Genomic DNA, 16,769 nt, shown 5'->3' on the forward strand with positions numbered 1-16,769 from the left:
GGACATCTAACCTAAAAGTAAGAAAGTTCTTACTCTGGTCATGAAAGCAGCTACTGACAATCTAAAATTCAGATCGATTAAAGTTTCAGCAAAAGGACAGATAACCCTACCTTCTAATATACAAAAAGAAATAGGAATAAAAAAAGGCGACGAGATAATTCTTGTCAGAAAAGGAGAAAAAATAATCCTTGAAAAATCTGAAAGGATGACAAAGAGTCTAAAAGATGAGTTTGCAGATATTAAATCGCTATCTGAACAATCACTGCATAAGCTGTGGTTAAACAAAGATGATGAAATCTGGAACCAGTATCTGAAAAAGTGAAATGATAAATGATTTTACAAAGAGATAAGTCTTAATCTCATTTCCATTCTCAGATCTAAAAAGTTCCAAAGTAAGGCCTGTGTTGGTCTTATCAAATGACAAATACAACAGAAAGTTTGGAGATTTTATCGCTATGCCACGAAGATGAAAAAGAATTGTATGAAATGCGGTTCTTCTTTTGAATGTCAAGAAAATGAATCATGTTGGTGTTCCAAAGAATCCAAATTATCAGGTAAAGAAATCACATATGATGACTGTGTATGTAAAAACTGCTTATTGTTACAATACAGGCAGAAAATAATTCCAGATGAGGTCAAAGAATAAAAACTATGGAGACAAACCTACATACTATTTTACAGATTGGATGGTTTCTACAGGACCAGTCCGAATGAACATAAGGTAGAATCCACAATTGATACTTACACCAGAATCAAGAAAATACTAGATCTGATTGAATGATGTGATTTTCACTTGTATCATGAGAATTGCCAAGTCCGAATATCTTGACATGCAATTTAGAAAATAGATTCTAGATCTCTCTAATCTCGGTTACCGTACCTTGCACAGAATCCATCTTTACTATGGCTCGCTTCTCTCCAAACCCAAGTGCCACATACCAGTCTCCACCGTCAACATCAAACTTGGTCTCTAGTGTCTTGATGCCATCTGGCTTGACTCCATATTTTTGCACTAGCCCTGACACCGCAACAGGTATCGCTTCCTTTTCTGTCGGAAGTCTTCTCTTCATCAATCCTATGCCTGGACTCATGGTATCATGTTACCACAATCCAGTATAATAGTCATTTCCAAAAAATCACACCCACAGATAAAAATCAATAAAACAAGATGCTAAAAATCCCATAACAAAATTCTATATAACAAGATCATTTCGAGTGTGAGTATGGTAATACCGCAAATTGTATCAAAATCATTTCTATCACGACAAAATGATCTACTGTTTATCGCCGCAGTCATGGCAGTCCTTGGCACCTCTAGTGTACTGATTGGGGGAATATGGGACTCGGCATCACATGCGCTAAAAATACCGGACAGTTTCTGGACCATCCAGCATGTTACTGTATATACAGGAGTGAGCATAGTGGCACTTTCTGCATCATTTGGAACCATTTTATCCTTGAAGAACAGAAAGGTAATCATTGGGATGGTATTATTGCTTGCAGGCTCTGTAATGCAGCTTGGAGGGGGCTATGTTGATTACAGCTTCCACGAGATATATGGAATTGACGGGCTGGTAACATCATCCCATCTTACCATAGAATCCGGATTGTTGCTGGCCTCTATCGGGGGCTTTCTCACGCTCTCAAAGTTTGGCTACACCAAGACAAAAAAGCTTGTCCCATTTGCAATTGTAAATGTGATATTTTCTGCTACCTGGATAGGATTCAACTTGTCCTTGCTGGTTGGCGCAATCATGTTGTGCATCCCAGTCTATGACTTGTTCTCGTCTGGCTGCTCTATAATGTAGTTTTTTAACTTTCTATATCCAGAAAAGACCAAGATAAGAGCACCTGCAAATATCAATACTGCAGGAAACATGATCTCCTGCACTCTTGTATCTCCTATTGTAGCTGTAATGTTTACAGGCTTGTCGGAAAGATTGGTAACCTCTAGTGTAACCTGATCGCCATGTTCAAAATGAAAATAGTCAACCGTGACCTTGTTTGTTATTTTTCTTATATCAAGAGTGTTTCCATGCGGATCAATCACTTTAGCCAAAATATCATTCTGGTAACTATCAGATGATATCAGATAATACCCAATTCCATCTCCTTGGATCTTTACTGGAATATTATTGGCTTCAAGATTCTCAAGCAAAAAACTGTTAGCGCTCTTGCTTGATTCTGATAAAATAATTCCAGCTCCAATTGATCCTGTTATGATGGATAAAATCCCAACATAGAATAAAGAAATCTGAAATCTCATACAGACATGATCTGAATTTCCGTCTATTTATTATCAAGGGTTTGAAAAATTCTGTCTTAGAGATCTAATGAAAAATACATAGAATGCGCAAAAACTTGAATAATTAAAAAGAATATCCAATTATTACATGTCAGTTAAGATAAAAGATATCAAAACCAAGGTAATCCAGGAAGATGTTGATTGTCTCAAGATATCTTTTTTGGCATCCCTTAGATTTTTGCCGTGCTATAAACACCCAATGCAGAGCATGCAATGGAATGAGAACCAAACTTCATTTGTCGGTATCAAGAGAAAAATCTATTGTGACTTGAAAAATCTTGTACCAGTTCAGGGGAGAAAATTAATCAAAATTCTTTGTAACAAATTTGGCTTGACAAATAATGAAAAAAGGTTTGATGTAAAAGGCACAGAATTGGAACTTGGGTTTCTGTAATCTTATATTGATGAATGCCATATTGATTGAAACATCGTTTTCACACTGTTGTATGCATTTGACTGGTTATAGACTCATCAAGTAAAGGGCTCGGTGGGATTCGAACCCACGACCTGGTGGTCCGAAGCCACCCGCACTATCCTGGCTATGCAACGAGTCCAATTAATTAAGAATTTAACGGGGCTAAATATCTGTCTAGGTAATTGAAGATTTCACAAAGGGTGGCAGGAGTCGAGTATGCAATACGGGATATTGCACTGGAGGCAAGAAAACTTCAGAAACAGGGAAAAAATATAACATATCTTAACATCGGAGACCCGCTCCAGTACGGATTCCAGCCACCTGACAGAGTAAAAGAGGCATTCATCAAGGCAATACGAGACGGACAGAATTATTATGCATCATCAGAGGGACTCCCAGAACTACGGCAAGCAATTGCAAAAAAAGAGGCAAAAAAAAGTCTCCGGGTTTTAGAAGATGACATCCTGGTAACAAACGGAGTATCAGAAGGTCTGGAAATGATAATGGCATCTATTGTGGAAACAGGTGACGAGGTCCTGATACCTGGACCGTACTATCCACCATATGCATCATACGTAAGACTGTTTGGAGGAAAACCAATTGAATTTCTAGTGGACCTGCACAGCTCAACTCCTGATCTTGGTGATATACGATCAAAAATTACAGAAAAGACAGTTGCAATATGCCTTATCAGTCCAAACAATCCCACAGGTGTAGTATTTAGCGAAAAGTCACTGAAGGATCTAGTTGACCTTGCAAACGAGCATGACCTGTACATCATCTGTGATGAAATATACGACCAGATTGTATTTGACGAAAAATTCACCGGAATAGGCAAGGTCAGCGGTGACTCGCCTGTAATATTACTTAATGGATTCTCAAAGGTTCACCTGATGTCTGGCTGGAGAGTTGGATATATCGCATTTAACCAATCAAAGAGACTGGAACTATTGAGAGAAAATGTACCAAAGTTATCTAGGGTGAGGATTGCAACAAATCTTCCAGTACAGTATGCCGCACTAGAATCACTGAACGGACCGCAGGATTATGTATCCAATTTTGTCTCTGATCTCAAAAAGAGACGAGACTATACAATAAAGCGACTGAACGAAATGAACGGCATCAGCTGCTCAAATCCAAAGGGTGCATTTTATGCATTTCCAAAAATAGAGCACAACAAGTATGGTTCAGACAAAGAATTTGTAACAGAACTATTGAAGGAAACCGGAATCCTTACAGTCCACGGCTCTGGATTTGGAACAAAATATGGCACAGGCCACTTTAGGATGGTCTTTCTGCCCGACATTCCAATATTGCAGGGTGCACTGGATAAGATAGAAAAATTTGTTGCCTAGTACTTCCACTCTGTGACCTTTCCTGGAGTTATTTGTATGATACAGTCAGTCTGGTCAAAGAGCTGCTGTGCTGATTTATTTTTCAGACTCTTAAAATATCGAAGCAAGATCTTTTTTGCAAGTGATCCAACCAATTTTTTTTCCAGGATCAATTTTGCCCTTCCAGTTCCCATCACGCCAACTATGTCTGGTGATCGTATCCCTGTATCAACACAAAATGACACTTTGGGATTTTTCTTGATGTTTCTTGCCTTTCTTGTACTTGTGTTTGTTCCTATGTAGAATTTACCGCTTGTATACCTGTACCATACGGGAACAATGTGAGGTACTCCAGACGAACCTATTGTAGCAAGCCGTAAAATTTTCTGTGATTTGAGAAACTTTTCATTCTTCATAGTTTTCTCCCCGCAGCCCCAAAATAATGAGAAATCCTGCTATACCAAACATGGCTACAGATATCTTTTCACTTGTAATGTCAGAAGACGTAAAAAAGTCTGACGTAAACTCTGGTCCCCATATGAGCAAATCCCGTATGATTGCAATGGATGCTACAACAATGAACAGTACACCCATTGCAGTAAACCAATTCTTTCTTCTTACCTGTCCCATGTTGATTACTGGTATGATGATGATATCTAGATTATCTTTATGCCGGGGTTCTTCATCTTGTTTTTTATCATTGCGTTGAGAAGAATTGGCGTTGTCACTTCTGCAAGATATGACAAGGAACCAGGCCCCAACAGTATTGGTCTGAGATTTTTTATCTCAGTTACTAGCTTGCACACTAGGTTTATCGAGTCTTCGGCATCTCCGCACACAAATATGTCAGAATCAAGTACAAGTTTTGGATCAATTAGCTTTTTCTCTGATATTGTATGAAATGCAGAAACCAGCCTGGATTTATTCTTCATGTATTTATGGACCAACTCAAACGCAGATGGTTTCCTGTCCTTGAACGAAATGAACTCAAAACCAAGATCAGTCCTGGTCAGTGGCACTATGGGGGATATGACTGTACAATCATCTTTCACATTAGGTAATACCTGAGAACATATCGCATCAATGTTTTCATATGGAATTGACAAAACCAAAACATCGCTTTCTTTTGCAACAGACGTGTTGTCTTTTCCGGTGATTTTTCCTTTGAATGTACCATGTTCTTTTTGCGCCAGTCCAAAATATTCCCTTGCAGCTTCCTCTGCCTTGGAAGATTCTCTTGATCCAATGATGATGTCATGGTTTTCACACCATCGTAAAGCAAATCCTTTTCCCATTCCACCTGTTCCACCAATTATTCCAATCTTCATGAAATCAAACACAGGCAATGTTATTATTATCTTTATTCAATAACTGTGATCGTTATTGCCACTATTTCTTTTTCTAAGACACGGTCAGGCCAAAAATAACGTTGAACGAATTTTAGCTGGACGCACCAAGGGATTTCCACTGACAGAATTGGGAATTCAACAGGCCGAGCAAATAGGAATTTTTCTCAAGCCTTTTAACATATCTAAAATATATTCTAGCCCTATAGAGAGGGCAGAGCATACCGCCAAAATAGTTGCCGACAGTATAGGGTTGACATGTACAGTTGATGAGCGGCTGACTGAGATAGACATGGGATCGTTTTCAGGAATGCATTATGATGAAATGTTAAAAAAACATGGAAATGTCTTCTTGAAATTCTACCAAGGTCATCCGGTAGTTGAGACAAACGGCATCGAGACATTTACAAATGTGAAAAAAAGGGTCTTGGACATGGTTGATCATTGCTTGAAAAAACATGTCGGGCAAACCGTTTTACTTGTTACTCACATGGATCCCATCAAATCAATGATCTCTACTATTTTACAACCAAAACCTGAATTACTATACGAGATGATAATACGAAATGCTTCTCTTACAATATTGAAAAACGAACAATCAAGTTTTTCCATGGTTGCAATAAACTCTATGAATCCTGAACGGTATTCTAATGAATAGTCTTTTCATCATATGCTAATCTGCGCATGAATTAGCAGAACCAATATCTATGGGTTGACGAAATCATACTTATTGAAACTAGTGATGCTTGGATTGTTAATTCTCGTAATTGCAAGCAGTTTCTTGACCAACGCTTTTGCCTTACAGTTGTCTACCGACAGAAATGTTTACTCGGAGGGCCAGCCTCTCCTTGTATATGGACAAGCTCTGCCAAACGAACCGCTGATAATCAGACTATTTGCACCAGATGGTACCATTGCACAATTCAACCAGATCTCTGCTGATAATACTGGTGCTTTTAGCCATATACTCATACGATGGCCTAATGCCACATCTACCTATTCGTATGGAACATATTCTGTAGAAGCAATTGCCACAAAAGAGCAAGGAACATCACAGACAATTAATGTAAAGTTCTTGGCAAATTCATCATTGACACAAGTTCCCCAGCAACCAATTGTCCTGGTGTCTGTATTTGCTCCACAAAATGCAGCTATTAATCAAACATTCCGAGTCTTTATCCAGGTAACAAGTGATGGCTTGCTTGTTGCTGGAAATCCGTCTGTTGTACTCAGATCGTCACATGTTCACATGCCCGATGGAAGTGTGGTTGATCTTTCCGATTCTCTGAAAACACTTCACCAGGGACTCTTTTATGTGGATTTTACACCGACTCAAGAGGGTACCTATATTTTTCATATAACCGCTACTAGCAAGGGTACTATTGCCAATGGATCTGTTGCCACTCTAGTCCTTAAGCAAGACATAGCAGGAATATCTAACCAGATATTGAAACTCAATTCTGTCTTGGGTTCTACCTCTAAAGAACTTGATAGACTAAAGTCCGAAATCCAAGGGTTTGGAACGGTACTAAATAGCAGCCAACAATCTATATCTCAAGCAAATGAGAATCTAAACAAGAGTGTAACCAAAATGTCTGATTCCGTTACAAACATTGACCAGGCATCTACACAATTAAATTCATTATTCCTTCCTGTCGTAGCTCTGATAGCAATAATCATCGCACTACAAATAACAATTCTTGCTAGGCGACGATAGTTCCTATGGTTAAGAAAAAAAACACCGCGCTAACAATAGGATTTTTTTTAATCTTTATCCTGTTATTTTCGCTTTTCCCTAGAACAGCAATGGGATCATATGATATGGATCTTCCAAAAAATAATCTAAACATAAAAACAGATCAAGTGTCAGGTCTCATAAATTTTCAACCATCTTCATATCAAGATGTCATTAAAAGATACATTGTATTTGGTTCTGGTTCTGTATCTGATATAGTATCACGGGCTGGCAATGTTGTCTATGGAATGGATTCAAATCACGGTTCGGTTGCTATGGGTTTTTTCAATCAGGATGAAGTCTCAAATTTAAAATTAAATGGATATGACGTGGTTGAGGACTTGCCATTAGAGTTTGATTCCATAAAACCTGATCTGCCGGTAACCCAAGTCTCGACAGTTGATGATATTCTTGGTTCTAACAAAGTAACTCAAAAGTATGGATATACAGGAAATGGTATCAAGATAGGGATAGTGGATACGGGAACAGACTTTACAAATCCAGATGTAAAAGATTCTGTAGCCCGTGATAAAAATAATGTTCCAGTGATGATCGACGCTGATGGACAGGGTATAGTACTGACCAATACTACGTTTGTTGCAAATATCAACAGTAAGGGAGTAGTACAAAATTATACAAATGCACTTCCAAAAAATGTCACATCTTCTGTCTATGTAACTTCAAAAGGAGTATTTCTTGATCTGCACAAAAAGGGCAAGGGAACATATGTTCAAGTTTATAATTCATTATACCCCAAAGGCGGCAATCCAGTCCTAAACGGAACAGTATCAAGTGACTATAAAATAGGAAAGGATTCCCGACACTTTATCATCTCCAAAAGTGGCGTGTATCACTTTGGTATGATATATGAAAGCGTCTCCCAAGGCCAATATTACAGGCTGCAAATAGTTCCAGTTCTTGTAGTTGATTCAAACATTGCAGGTTTATACGATACCATAATTGCAGACATGTCAGATTCTTGGAAAGATTATAAAAAATTTAACAGTTTTATCATTCCTAAATATGATTTTGATTTCACTGATGAAACCCCAATCACACTCGGAGGAGGCAATGAAAATCTAATCTATGATTCAAATCATGATGGAAATGCCGATTATGGTGCGGGAACAGTTGGCGCACGCGTACTTGATGTATATGGCGTAATTGCAAAACCATCCCGTGTTGACCAAAAACTGGGTGCAATGAATGGCACACTTCTTCCCCCTCTTGACCCACATGGAAATTTTTTTGGAGTGATGTATGATTTTGGTGGTCATGGAACAGAGACTGCCAGCTCCATAACATCTACTGGAAAACAAAGTTATGGCATCTACACCAACTCTACAAAATATCACATAAAGGGCATTGCTCCCGGTGCAAAAATTGTTCCTATCAAAGCTCTTTGGTTAGGAGATGCAATTTATGGCTGGCTCTGGGCTGCCGGGTTTGATCAAGAAAAAAATCAATGGAAATACAGCGGAAATACCAGAGTTGATATCATATCAAACAGTTGGGGAATATCGACTTTTCCTGCCCTAAAATCAGTTCCAGGACTTGATATCCAATCGCTTTTGCTTGGTGCACTCTGCGTTCCTCACTCTCTTGATGTGAACTATCCTGGAGTCTTGGTAGTTAGCAGTTCTGGAAATGCAGGGCCTGGTTATGGAACCATAGGAATTCCTGATGCTGCACCGTTTGGGATTACAGTGGGGGCAGTCACTGATAATGTCTTTGTGGGTTATGGTCCATTTAAGAATCAACCACGATTTGGTAACAGTACGTCTCATTATGGAGAGGTGTCGGGATTTTCCAGCAAGGGTCCATCTTTGATTGGAGACCCTAAACCTGATCTTATGGCAGTAGGGGAATATAGCTACGTTCCTACATCTCTGCAAACTGGTAACAATACACACCAGTATGGTCTGTTTGGAGGAACCAGCTTGGCTGCACCTCTGGTAGCAGGTTCTGCAGCAGTTCTTATGGAAAGTCTAAAAGATAAAAATATTCCATACGACTCTTTTACCATAAAAAATATTCTCATGTCAACTGCAACTGATCTGGGAAATGATCCGTTTTCTCAAGGCGCTGGATTGATAAATGTAACAAGGGCAATTGATTTTGTATTGGGAAATGGCGGTGTATTTGAAGTCTACAATGATGCATCATATCGTAATACCAAGAAAATTCTAGATGCTGCTTTAGAAACAACAAACTCATCTTCAGTCGATTTGTCGACAATAAAATTTACCAATTCTTTCTTGCCAGAGACATCCTGGTTTGGAGGTAGGCTGTATCCTGGGGACAGGACATCGGCTACTTTTACAATAGTAAATCCAACTAATGATACATTGGAAATCAATATCGAACCACAAAAACTTGGATTGATAAAAACTGACACCTATAACGGAACTACCCAGGTGCAGTTACAGGATCCATTGATGAACAAATCCGGAACCTATAGGCCAGATTATGTTCCATTGCAAGAAATAAAAAACCATGCTGGACTGGCATCATTCTTTGAAAATATAAATCCAGTCCCTGACGACGCTTCTCTACTGGTTCTCAATCTCGCATTTCCATTTTCACAGTTCATGAACTCGTCTGCAAAAACATATGCCGATGACATGAAAATCTCGTCTCTATATCTATATGATTGGGACAAGAAAAATAACGCCTCTGTTCCAGTATCCCAAGATCTCTCCCTGATTAACAGGGGTGGTGTGTGGGGGACTGTCCAAGAACTTAGAGTCTCCGATCCTGCTACGAAAATAAAACATGTTCCTCTAGTAGGAGTATATCCTGTACCTACAAGATATTCATACTGGACAGGTGATACAAAGAAAAACTCTACATCAACAGACTATACACTGACTGCAAGTTATTACAAAAAAGTATCCTGGAATGAGATTTGGTTAAATTCAAAAAATATTCAAGTCAAACCTCATGAATCTGCCAAGGTAATAGCTACTCTGATTGTTCCCCAAGACCAAGCTCCTGGATTGTATCAAGCCTTTCTTACATTTGAGGGAAAATCGCACACTGTAAATGTTCCAGTTTCGTATGCTGTAATGAAAAAACTCCAACCAAAAGATCTGCCCACTGTGATACACGGACGGCAAGGCAATACATTGTACGGGAATGGTTACATTGGAGGAGGATTTGACATGGCAAACAGGTATAATGCAGGGGACTGGCGCCAATATTATTTTGATGTCACCGACAAGACAATAAACTCGGTTGCCATGACTCTTTCTTGGGAAGATCCTAACACAAACCTGTCTGTCTTTGTAGTAGATCCGCAAGGAAAAATTATCCAAACAAATACTCCGCCTGGTGTACTTGGACAGTTTCAAGGATGGCCTACCGGAGACTGGCTTGGTCCAAGTATTCCATTTAGTGAAGGAGGTGGATTTTATCCTATAAAGAACAAGGATGCCACATCTACTGTATTATACGCATCAATAAACCAGACCGGTGTATATTCTGTATTGATACATGCTCCACTGTTTGGAGGAAGATCAATTGCAGAACCCATAACGATTGCTGCAAAATTCTCTACAATATTGCCGATAGAGTCTCAACCTAAAATGATCGTAGACATTCCGCTTTTTATTAACAATAACTATACAATAGCTCCAAAAATAATTGGGCAAGAAATTGAAGACGAGCAATACTATCTTGATAATGAAAGACCAAAAATAATCAATCAAACTAGACTGGCAGAAGATGTACGAAATCTTTCTGAGGGAGAGCATGACATTAAATTTGTCATAACTGATACCGTAGGGCACTACGTCTCAAAGGAATTCAAATTCATAATGGACAACACTGCGCCACAGATTATAGTACAATCACCACAGAACAACTCTAAAGTTTCTGGAGTGGTTAACATTGATCTAGATGTAAATGAGTTAAACCTGGCACAAAAAGACTGGTTGACTGTACAAACTCCCAAGCAGACTTTTCATGATGTCAAAAATATACAATTTGATACAACAGACCTTGCTAATGGAAATTATACAATAAACGCAACTGCAAAAGATAGGGCAGGAAATGTAGGGACTGCAAATATTGTACTTGCTGTGGATAATTCTGGTCCTAATATTGCATCCAGTCAGGTCAAAGGCGATCAAGATTCTGCAACTCTAGTTGAGATCTTGGTTGGGATTGGAATTGCATCGGCAATAACTGTTTTTACTTTGAAAAGATTAAGAATTTCAAAAAGAGGCTAGACAAGGTTTATATGCAAATTTTCAAGAACGGAGCTTTGGATGTCTGAGCAAGATTCTGCCAAAGATGCCCTATCTCGACGTGATTTTCTCAAGTTACTTGGTGCTGCTGGAGTTGCTTTAACATTTACACCGTTTGTTCCATGGGGCAAATTCATGCCCAATCCGTCAAATGCCTCTCTTGAGAGGGCACAGGTTATTCTGCCTGATGGAACCCAGGCAAACGTCAAGACTTTTCCAAAGAATCATTCCGAGGTTATCACTTATCCAAAAACAGGGGATACCGTACTTGATCAAGAGGCATTCAAAAAATGGCAGTTTATCAGGTTGCCAGAGGAACTTGGTGGAGGAAAAGACGATGTTAGCGCTTTTCGTGCTTATAGTATGGTTTGCTTGCACCTGTGGTGTCTGTGGAAATACTGGCCACAAGAAGGTAGAAAAAGAGGTGAATGTCCATGTCATGGAAGTATGTACAATCCATTAAATGGAAAGGCATTTGCAGGACCTGCTTCGCTTCAAGCTGCACCATCAAATGTGTTGGCAACACTTTATTTTGAAACTGATAATGATGGAAATTTATGGATTAAACCAGCTGTATGGAATGTAAATGAAAATGGAGTTGTAGGATATGGTCGTTTCCTTAAAACGTAGAAACGGTCTAGTAGATTTCTTCTACTGGATATGGGACGGACTGGAACGAACCGTTTTCATTGGAACCAAGTTCTCATTCCCTGCAAGATTTGTAAGCCCCTTTGGATTCTTGGGAATGCTTACATTTGTAATATTTATAATTCTAGGAATTTCTGGTGCGTTGCTGATGTTTTACTATCAGCCAATATTAGACAGGGCGTGGGACAGTGTTCAAAAAATTAATGATACGGTTCCCTATGGATTTATGATACGAAATATTCACTATCATGCATCAAACGCAATGGTTCTTCTTGCAGTACTTCACATGTATTATCAATACTTTAGTGGAAGGTACAAGATAAGAAATGAAATAATTTGGGTTACGGGTGTGGTACTTGGTACTGTAACTATCTTGGAGGCATTTACTGGTTATGATATCATATTTAGCGAACGTGCCGAACTTGCAATCAGTATAGCTGCGTCTCTTACCAATTCCATGCCTGTAGTTGGACCAACAATTCGTGATGCAATGTTTGGTTCTGGCTTTGCCGACTTTATCCTCAGGTTTTACACCATGCACGTGTTTCTCCTACCAATAGTAATGCTGGGACTCATGGCAGTTCACATGCCAAGATTCTTGGTCTTTGATGTTCCTATGGTAATGGCAATTTCTGGTGCTATATTTATCACAGGTGGAGTATTCCCAGTAGATCTTGGTTCCAAGTTTGAACCTACGGTACCGCCCGGAATTACGGTGCCGGAGTGGTATCTTACTGGAATCTATGCATTCTTGAGAACGCAATATGACAAATTTGTGACAGGTGTGCTATGGCCTGGAATATTTATTGTAGCGATAGCTATGACACCATTCATAGATAGGTACAAAAAATTCTCGTGGAAAGATAGGCCGCTAGTAACTGCATTTGGCATAACTGGTATCACACAGGTCATGGTGACAACATATTGGGGCTTTTACATTACGCCAGATATTACAAAACCGCTAGTTGCACGACTTGTAATTGATCCGATATTCTTCTACTCGATAATGTTGTTATTGGTTCCAATAGGATTTGGGTTTTCATATATGATGATATTGCTTGCAAAAGAATCAGAAAGAAAGGCAAAGTTAGCAGCTTCCAAAGGTCCTCACAAATCATCACCAATTAACCTGTCTGGAAAATGGATTAATTGGCTAATTATAGGACTTTTGGCATTCCAAGTGTATCTTAACATTGCAGCATACAATGCAGCCCTGAGCGGAATGAAGAACTTTGCACTATTCCTAACTGGACTTATTCTTATGGTGTTTGCAGGACTATTCCATCTGTACAGACATGGACTCAACGAGGCAAAGAAGATTCCTGTCCCGCCGCAGGCAGAACCTGAATCTCCAAAACCGCTTGACAGTAAAGAATCACCTGCAAGTCTGCCCTCTTAGATTTTAAATAAATTCAGGTTTTAATTTTTATATTTTATGTACCTACAAAACCACATCTAGCGTTTATTATCACAAAATTATTTTTGTATAGCTTTATAAGACTACAAACAAGATTGGCAAATAGTTGAGTCTTCCATCCTCTAGTCATGCGTATGGAATAGGATTGATTGCAGTAATTGTAGGTGCTGCTATTGGAGTTTCTTATTACCAGCTTTATTTTATTCCAGAGTTTAATGCAAAACCAATAATTCCTGATAAAATTCTCCACCCAGGCGATAAAACTACCATAATCATCGTACCCGGTGCAGAAAACCAGGCACAGGAACAAAACTTTGTACCAAAAAAAATTGAAGCCCAACTTGGCGTAAATAATTTAGTCATTTGGAAAAATACCAGTCCTGATACTGGTCACACCGTCACACCTGATCAAAATAGCTTGTTCACTGATAGCTATAGCGGCAAATTTGGCTCTCCTGGGATAATTAAACCAGGGAAAACATATCAATTTCTATTTACACAGGAAGCTACAATAAAGTATCATTGTGATCCTCATCCTTGGATGACTGGTGAAATCGACGTAGTGCACGGTGCCCTAACATCCTAGTAAAAAGTAACATCAGGGCATTAATCTTCCAAAAACAACATCGCTTTCAATCTCTTTGTGTTCTTGGATTATGGATGCCCTAAATTTGATCTCATGAACTTCTTTTGTCTCAAATTCTATTGAAGCTGTAAACTCGACTAAATCTTGTGGCATGTCATTTTTGTTGATAAACAATCTTGAGAGATTTTGTGATATGGATTTGTTGTTGTATGATCTGTATATTATGAGTTGGTTGGAACCTAAAATCTGGGCATTTACTACCACTCCGTCATATCTTCCAGAGTAGTTCACTTGGATCTTTCCCTTGATTATCTCGCTACGTCTGAATGTCAAATTCTCTATCTTTATCTCAATGTCTTTCATATTGCATTGATTTTTAGATGAAGATAATTAAATTATTGGAACCTATGTGTAATTGTTTCTCTTGAATTATCTAGAAAGTGGACCCAAATGTTTGCATCATGGTATACTAATCCACAAGATCTTGAAAACCTGAGAAATTATCCACGGAAAGACACAATAGAAAATCAAACATGGAAAATAAACAATTAGAATATCTTTGTAAAATGAGATTTTTTAACTGGTCATATCATCAAAATGACACAAATTTAATTAACGGGAAGCAGGATAAACTCTACATCGAGTAAAAATATGCCATATGACGAAAACCACGAGATGATCATAGGCCAGTACATGCAAAAACTGGCCAAATCTAGGGAACACTACAAAAAAGGCATGGCATTCAGGCTGGATCTAGACATCATATCCAAAATGACTGGGATCGATTTCAGCAAATCCCGCGACTCGAAAGAATATCTAAAAGAGCATCCAAAACTTGATTCTGTAATAAACGCATTTTACAAATCAAGAACAAGATGAAAATATACGTTGAACCTCCGGTCTTCTTTTTTGCTTTTGATAAAAGCGATGTAAGCATACTTCCAAGAAAAATTTTTGAAAGAGCTAACAGGGAAAGATAGAAGTTGTAACATCCATATGGTCAATCAGTCAATACATTGGTGGTATCAACGAGCTTTACGTAAAGGGGGACATAAAACTACAATCCAGAAACGACTTTCTATTCGAATTTAGCAGACTGGAAAGCGATCTAAAAACACATCTTGCCAAAGTATATCCCACAAAAGAGATCCAAGATGTATGTATCGGTTACATTCTTGACAGGGACTTGGATTACGAAAGGGCATGGCATCTTGCTACTGCACGATTAAGTGGATGCACAACATACGTCATGGTGGACAAGTTCCAGGATATTGACAAAAAACAATGGAAAAACGAATTTGATGTCTTTAACATACTTGATGAAAAAGACGTAAAAGAGTTGTTAGAAAAAATCAATTCACTGTAAAAATCTAAGCGGAAAGATACAACGGAAAAAAGCCGATTTAATCTAGTTCTGGAAGATGGGGTTCTCCTAGACAAGTCGGTTTTTGACGAGACCTTTGTGCAGGAAAGACCGGTCACAAGAAACAGACACGTCAAGAAGGTGGTGATCTGGTTAGATCATACATATCTACCTGCGGATCAACTTGTGCAAACCAGATTTTCAAAAGAGCCTGATACAAGTTAGTCGTTTAACACTGCCATGACTCACAAAAAGTCTGGCGAGTCCTCTGTTAAGTTCAGAATTGGAACGGGTCCGAAGGTTCTTGCCAGATCAGTTCTAATGCACCCCCTCAAATTTTTTGATTTTTATTAATTTATTGGGGATTTGTTAAGAGGTTCTCTTCCTAGTTACAAAACTCCTTTTTCTTAATTTTTTAGGACAAAGATCCAAAATGGAACCATATTTGACTAGTTCTTTCCGCGCTGATTATCTTTGTTTGCGGATATTGATACTTATGGTAAAAAGACTAATGGTAATGTCAATATTATTTGTAATGGTAGTTCTGTCAATAGGTTTTGAACTTACATTCTCTAATGCAGAAGCCCAGGTGGAACCACAGAGCCAACCACAGCGTGAAGAACAGAAGCAGCAGCAGATTCAGCAGCAGCAGATTCAGCAGCAGATTCAGCAGCAGATTCAGCAGCAGATTCAGCTGAAGCAGATTGCTGGTTCTGTTGCTCCTGTTGTTGCTCCTGTTGTTGCTCCTGTTGAATCTGCCCCTGTTGTTGCCCCTGTTGTTGCCCCTGTTGTTGCCCATATTGTTGCCCCTGTTGAATCTGCTGCTGTTGAACAGCAGAACCAGCAAGAACAGCAGAACCAGCAAGAACAGCAGAACCAGCAAGAACAGCAGAAACAACAAGAACAACAGAAACAACAAGAACAGCAGAAACAACAAGAACAGCAGAAACAACAAGAACAGCAGAAACAACAAGAACAACAGAACCAGCAAGAACAGCAGAAACAACAAGAACAGCAGAAACAACAAGAACAACAGAACCAGCAAGAACAACAGAACCAGCAAGAACAGCAGAAACAACAAGAACAGCAGAAACAACAAGAACAGCAGAACCAGCAAGAACAGCAGAAACAACAAGAACAGCAGAAACAACAAGAACAGCAGAACCAGCAAGAACAGCAGAAACAACAAGAACAGCAGAAACAACAAGAACAGCAGAAACAACAAGAACAGCAGAACCAGCAAGAACAGCAGAACCAGAAACAGCAACAGAACCAGAACCAGAAACAGGAACAACAACAGGAACAACAACAGAAATCAGATAATCAGAAAGGACACAGAGATCACTAGGATGGAAATAAGTAATTTCAGT

At 38.9% G+C, this 16,769-nt stretch carries 20 protein-coding genes and 1 tRNA gene; 14 read left to right on the plus strand and 7 right to left on the minus strand.

What is annotated here, in order from left to right; translation table 11 throughout:
* The first annotated feature begins 40 nt into the window (after positions 1–40).
* Together BQ3481_RS09935 and BQ3481_RS11900 are read left to right on the plus strand one after the other, a co-directional pair.
* The gene (locus BQ3481_RS09935) at positions 41–322 is read left to right on the plus strand and encodes an AbrB/MazE/SpoVT family DNA-binding domain-containing protein (protein WP_157928120.1); all 282 of its coding nucleotides are present in this window, start codon (positions 41–43) and stop codon (positions 320–322) included.
* A gap of 34 nt (positions 323–356) precedes the next feature.
* The gene (locus tag BQ3481_RS11900; protein ID WP_255408358.1) at positions 357–470 is read left to right on the plus strand and encodes a type II toxin-antitoxin system PemK/MazF family toxin; all 114 of its coding nucleotides are present in this window, start codon (positions 357–359) and stop codon (positions 468–470) included.
* 381 nt (positions 471–851) lie between these two features.
* Here BQ3481_RS11900 and BQ3481_RS09945 read toward each other — a convergent pair whose 3' ends face one another.
* Complete coding sequence (locus BQ3481_RS09945; RefSeq protein ID WP_157928121.1) at positions 852–1,091, minus strand: hypothetical protein; 240 nt, start codon at positions 1,089–1,091, stop codon at positions 852–854.
* 132 nt (positions 1,092–1,223) lie between these two features.
* Between BQ3481_RS09945 and BQ3481_RS09950 the strand changes: the two genes are divergently transcribed.
* Entirely contained in the window at positions 1,224–1,808 is a 585-nt protein-coding gene (locus tag BQ3481_RS09950; RefSeq protein ID WP_157928122.1) for a hypothetical protein, read from the plus strand.
* Here BQ3481_RS09950 and BQ3481_RS09955 read toward each other — a convergent pair.
* Positions 1,772–2,266: a hypothetical protein gene (locus tag BQ3481_RS09955; protein ID WP_157928123.1), complete on the minus strand. Its 495-nt coding sequence runs from the start codon at positions 2,264–2,266 to the stop codon at positions 1,772–1,774. The genes BQ3481_RS09950 and BQ3481_RS09955 overlap by 37 nt on opposite strands.
* A gap of 127 nt (positions 2,267–2,393) precedes the next feature.
* Here BQ3481_RS09955 and BQ3481_RS09960 point away from each other — a divergent pair, with 127 nt between their 5' ends.
* A complete protein-coding gene (locus BQ3481_RS09960) occupies positions 2,394–2,699 on the plus strand; it encodes a hypothetical protein (protein WP_157928124.1) in 306 nt (101 codons plus the stop codon).
* Positions 2,700–2,784: 85 nt separating this feature from the next.
* Here the strand turns inward: BQ3481_RS09960 and BQ3481_RS09965 are convergent.
* Positions 2,785–2,859 (minus strand) — tRNA-Arg (locus BQ3481_RS09965).
* A gap of 43 nt (positions 2,860–2,902) precedes the next feature.
* On the opposite strand from BQ3481_RS09965, the gene BQ3481_RS09970 reads away from it, so the two are divergent.
* Complete coding sequence (locus tag BQ3481_RS09970) at positions 2,903–4,075, plus strand: aminotransferase class I/II-fold pyridoxal phosphate-dependent enzyme (RefSeq protein ID WP_157928125.1); 1,173 nt, start codon at positions 2,903–2,905, stop codon at positions 4,073–4,075.
* Here the strand turns inward: BQ3481_RS09970 and BQ3481_RS09975 are convergent.
* Genes BQ3481_RS09975 through npdG form a run of 3 tightly spaced genes read right to left on the minus strand, consistent with a single transcriptional unit; the run spans position 4,072 to position 5,382 of the window.
* A complete protein-coding gene (locus BQ3481_RS09975) occupies positions 4,072–4,470 on the minus strand; it encodes a pyridoxamine 5'-phosphate oxidase family protein (protein ID WP_157928126.1) in 399 nt (132 codons plus the stop codon). The two genes, BQ3481_RS09970 and BQ3481_RS09975, sit on opposite strands and share 4 nt — an antisense overlap.
* Positions 4,460–4,684 (minus strand): hypothetical protein, encoded by a 225-nt coding sequence (locus BQ3481_RS09980; protein ID WP_157928127.1) that lies wholly within the window; start codon positions 4,682–4,684, stop codon positions 4,460–4,462. The genes BQ3481_RS09975 and BQ3481_RS09980 overlap by 11 nt, the downstream gene beginning before the upstream one ends.
* A 26-nt stretch (positions 4,685–4,710) precedes the next feature.
* The gene (npdG, locus tag BQ3481_RS09985; protein WP_157928128.1) at positions 4,711–5,382 is read right to left on the minus strand and encodes an NADPH-dependent F420 reductase; all 672 of its coding nucleotides are present in this window, start codon (positions 5,380–5,382) and stop codon (positions 4,711–4,713) included.
* A 55-nt stretch (positions 5,383–5,437) separates the two neighbouring features.
* On the opposite strand from npdG, the gene BQ3481_RS09990 reads away from it, so the two are divergent.
* The 6 genes from BQ3481_RS09990 (at position 5,438) to BQ3481_RS10015 (ending at position 14,036) form a co-directional block, all read left to right on the plus strand.
* Positions 5,438–6,058 (plus strand): histidine phosphatase family protein, encoded by a 621-nt coding sequence (locus tag BQ3481_RS09990; protein ID WP_157928129.1) that lies wholly within the window; start codon positions 5,438–5,440, stop codon positions 6,056–6,058.
* 81 nt (positions 6,059–6,139) lie between these two features.
* Complete coding sequence (locus BQ3481_RS09995; RefSeq protein WP_320410707.1) at positions 6,140–7,117, plus strand: methyl-accepting chemotaxis protein; 978 nt, start codon at positions 6,140–6,142, stop codon at positions 7,115–7,117.
* A gap of 89 nt (positions 7,118–7,206) precedes the next feature.
* Entirely contained in the window at positions 7,207–11,367 is a 4,161-nt protein-coding gene (locus BQ3481_RS10000; protein WP_197706539.1) for a S8 family serine peptidase, read from the plus strand.
* 39 nt (positions 11,368–11,406) lie between these two features.
* The gene (locus BQ3481_RS10005; RefSeq protein WP_157928131.1) at positions 11,407–12,015 is read left to right on the plus strand and encodes a twin-arginine translocation signal domain-containing protein; all 609 of its coding nucleotides are present in this window, start codon (positions 11,407–11,409) and stop codon (positions 12,013–12,015) included.
* A complete protein-coding gene (locus tag BQ3481_RS10010) occupies positions 11,993–13,432 on the plus strand; it encodes a cytochrome b (protein WP_157928132.1) in 1,440 nt (479 codons plus the stop codon). The genes BQ3481_RS10005 and BQ3481_RS10010 overlap by 23 nt, the downstream gene beginning before the upstream one ends.
* Positions 13,433–13,556: 124 nt before the next feature.
* Positions 13,557–14,036 (plus strand): cupredoxin domain-containing protein, encoded by a 480-nt coding sequence (locus BQ3481_RS10015; protein ID WP_157928133.1) that lies wholly within the window; start codon positions 13,557–13,559, stop codon positions 14,034–14,036.
* A 12-nt stretch (positions 14,037–14,048) separates the two neighbouring features.
* On the opposite strand, the gene BQ3481_RS10020 is transcribed toward BQ3481_RS10015, so the two are convergent.
* On the minus strand, positions 14,049–14,399 hold the full coding sequence (locus BQ3481_RS10020; RefSeq protein WP_157928134.1) for a hypothetical protein: 351 nt from the start codon (positions 14,397–14,399) through the stop codon (positions 14,049–14,051).
* Between the two features lie 288 nt (positions 14,400–14,687).
* Here BQ3481_RS10020 and BQ3481_RS10025 point away from each other — a divergent pair, with 288 nt between their 5' ends.
* The 3 genes from BQ3481_RS10025 (at position 14,688) to BQ3481_RS10035 (ending at position 16,747) form a co-directional block, all read left to right on the plus strand.
* On the plus strand, positions 14,688–14,915 hold the full coding sequence (locus BQ3481_RS10025; protein ID WP_157928135.1) for a hypothetical protein: 228 nt from the start codon (positions 14,688–14,690) through the stop codon (positions 14,913–14,915).
* 307 nt (positions 14,916–15,222) lie between these two features.
* Complete coding sequence (locus tag BQ3481_RS10030; protein WP_157928136.1) at positions 15,223–15,402, plus strand: hypothetical protein; 180 nt, start codon at positions 15,223–15,225, stop codon at positions 15,400–15,402.
* Positions 15,403–15,895: 493 nt separating this feature from the next.
* Positions 15,896–16,747 carry a hypothetical protein gene (locus tag BQ3481_RS10035; RefSeq protein WP_157928137.1) on the plus strand — a complete coding sequence of 284 codons (852 nt, stop codon included), beginning with the start codon at positions 15,896–15,898 and terminating at the stop codon, positions 16,745–16,747.
* Positions 16,748–16,769 lie beyond the last annotated feature (22 nt).

It is taken from the genome of Candidatus Nitrosotalea okcheonensis (assembly GCF_900177045.1).
GTDB lineage: Archaea > Thermoproteota > Nitrososphaeria > Nitrososphaerales > Nitrosopumilaceae > Nitrosotalea > Nitrosotalea okcheonensis.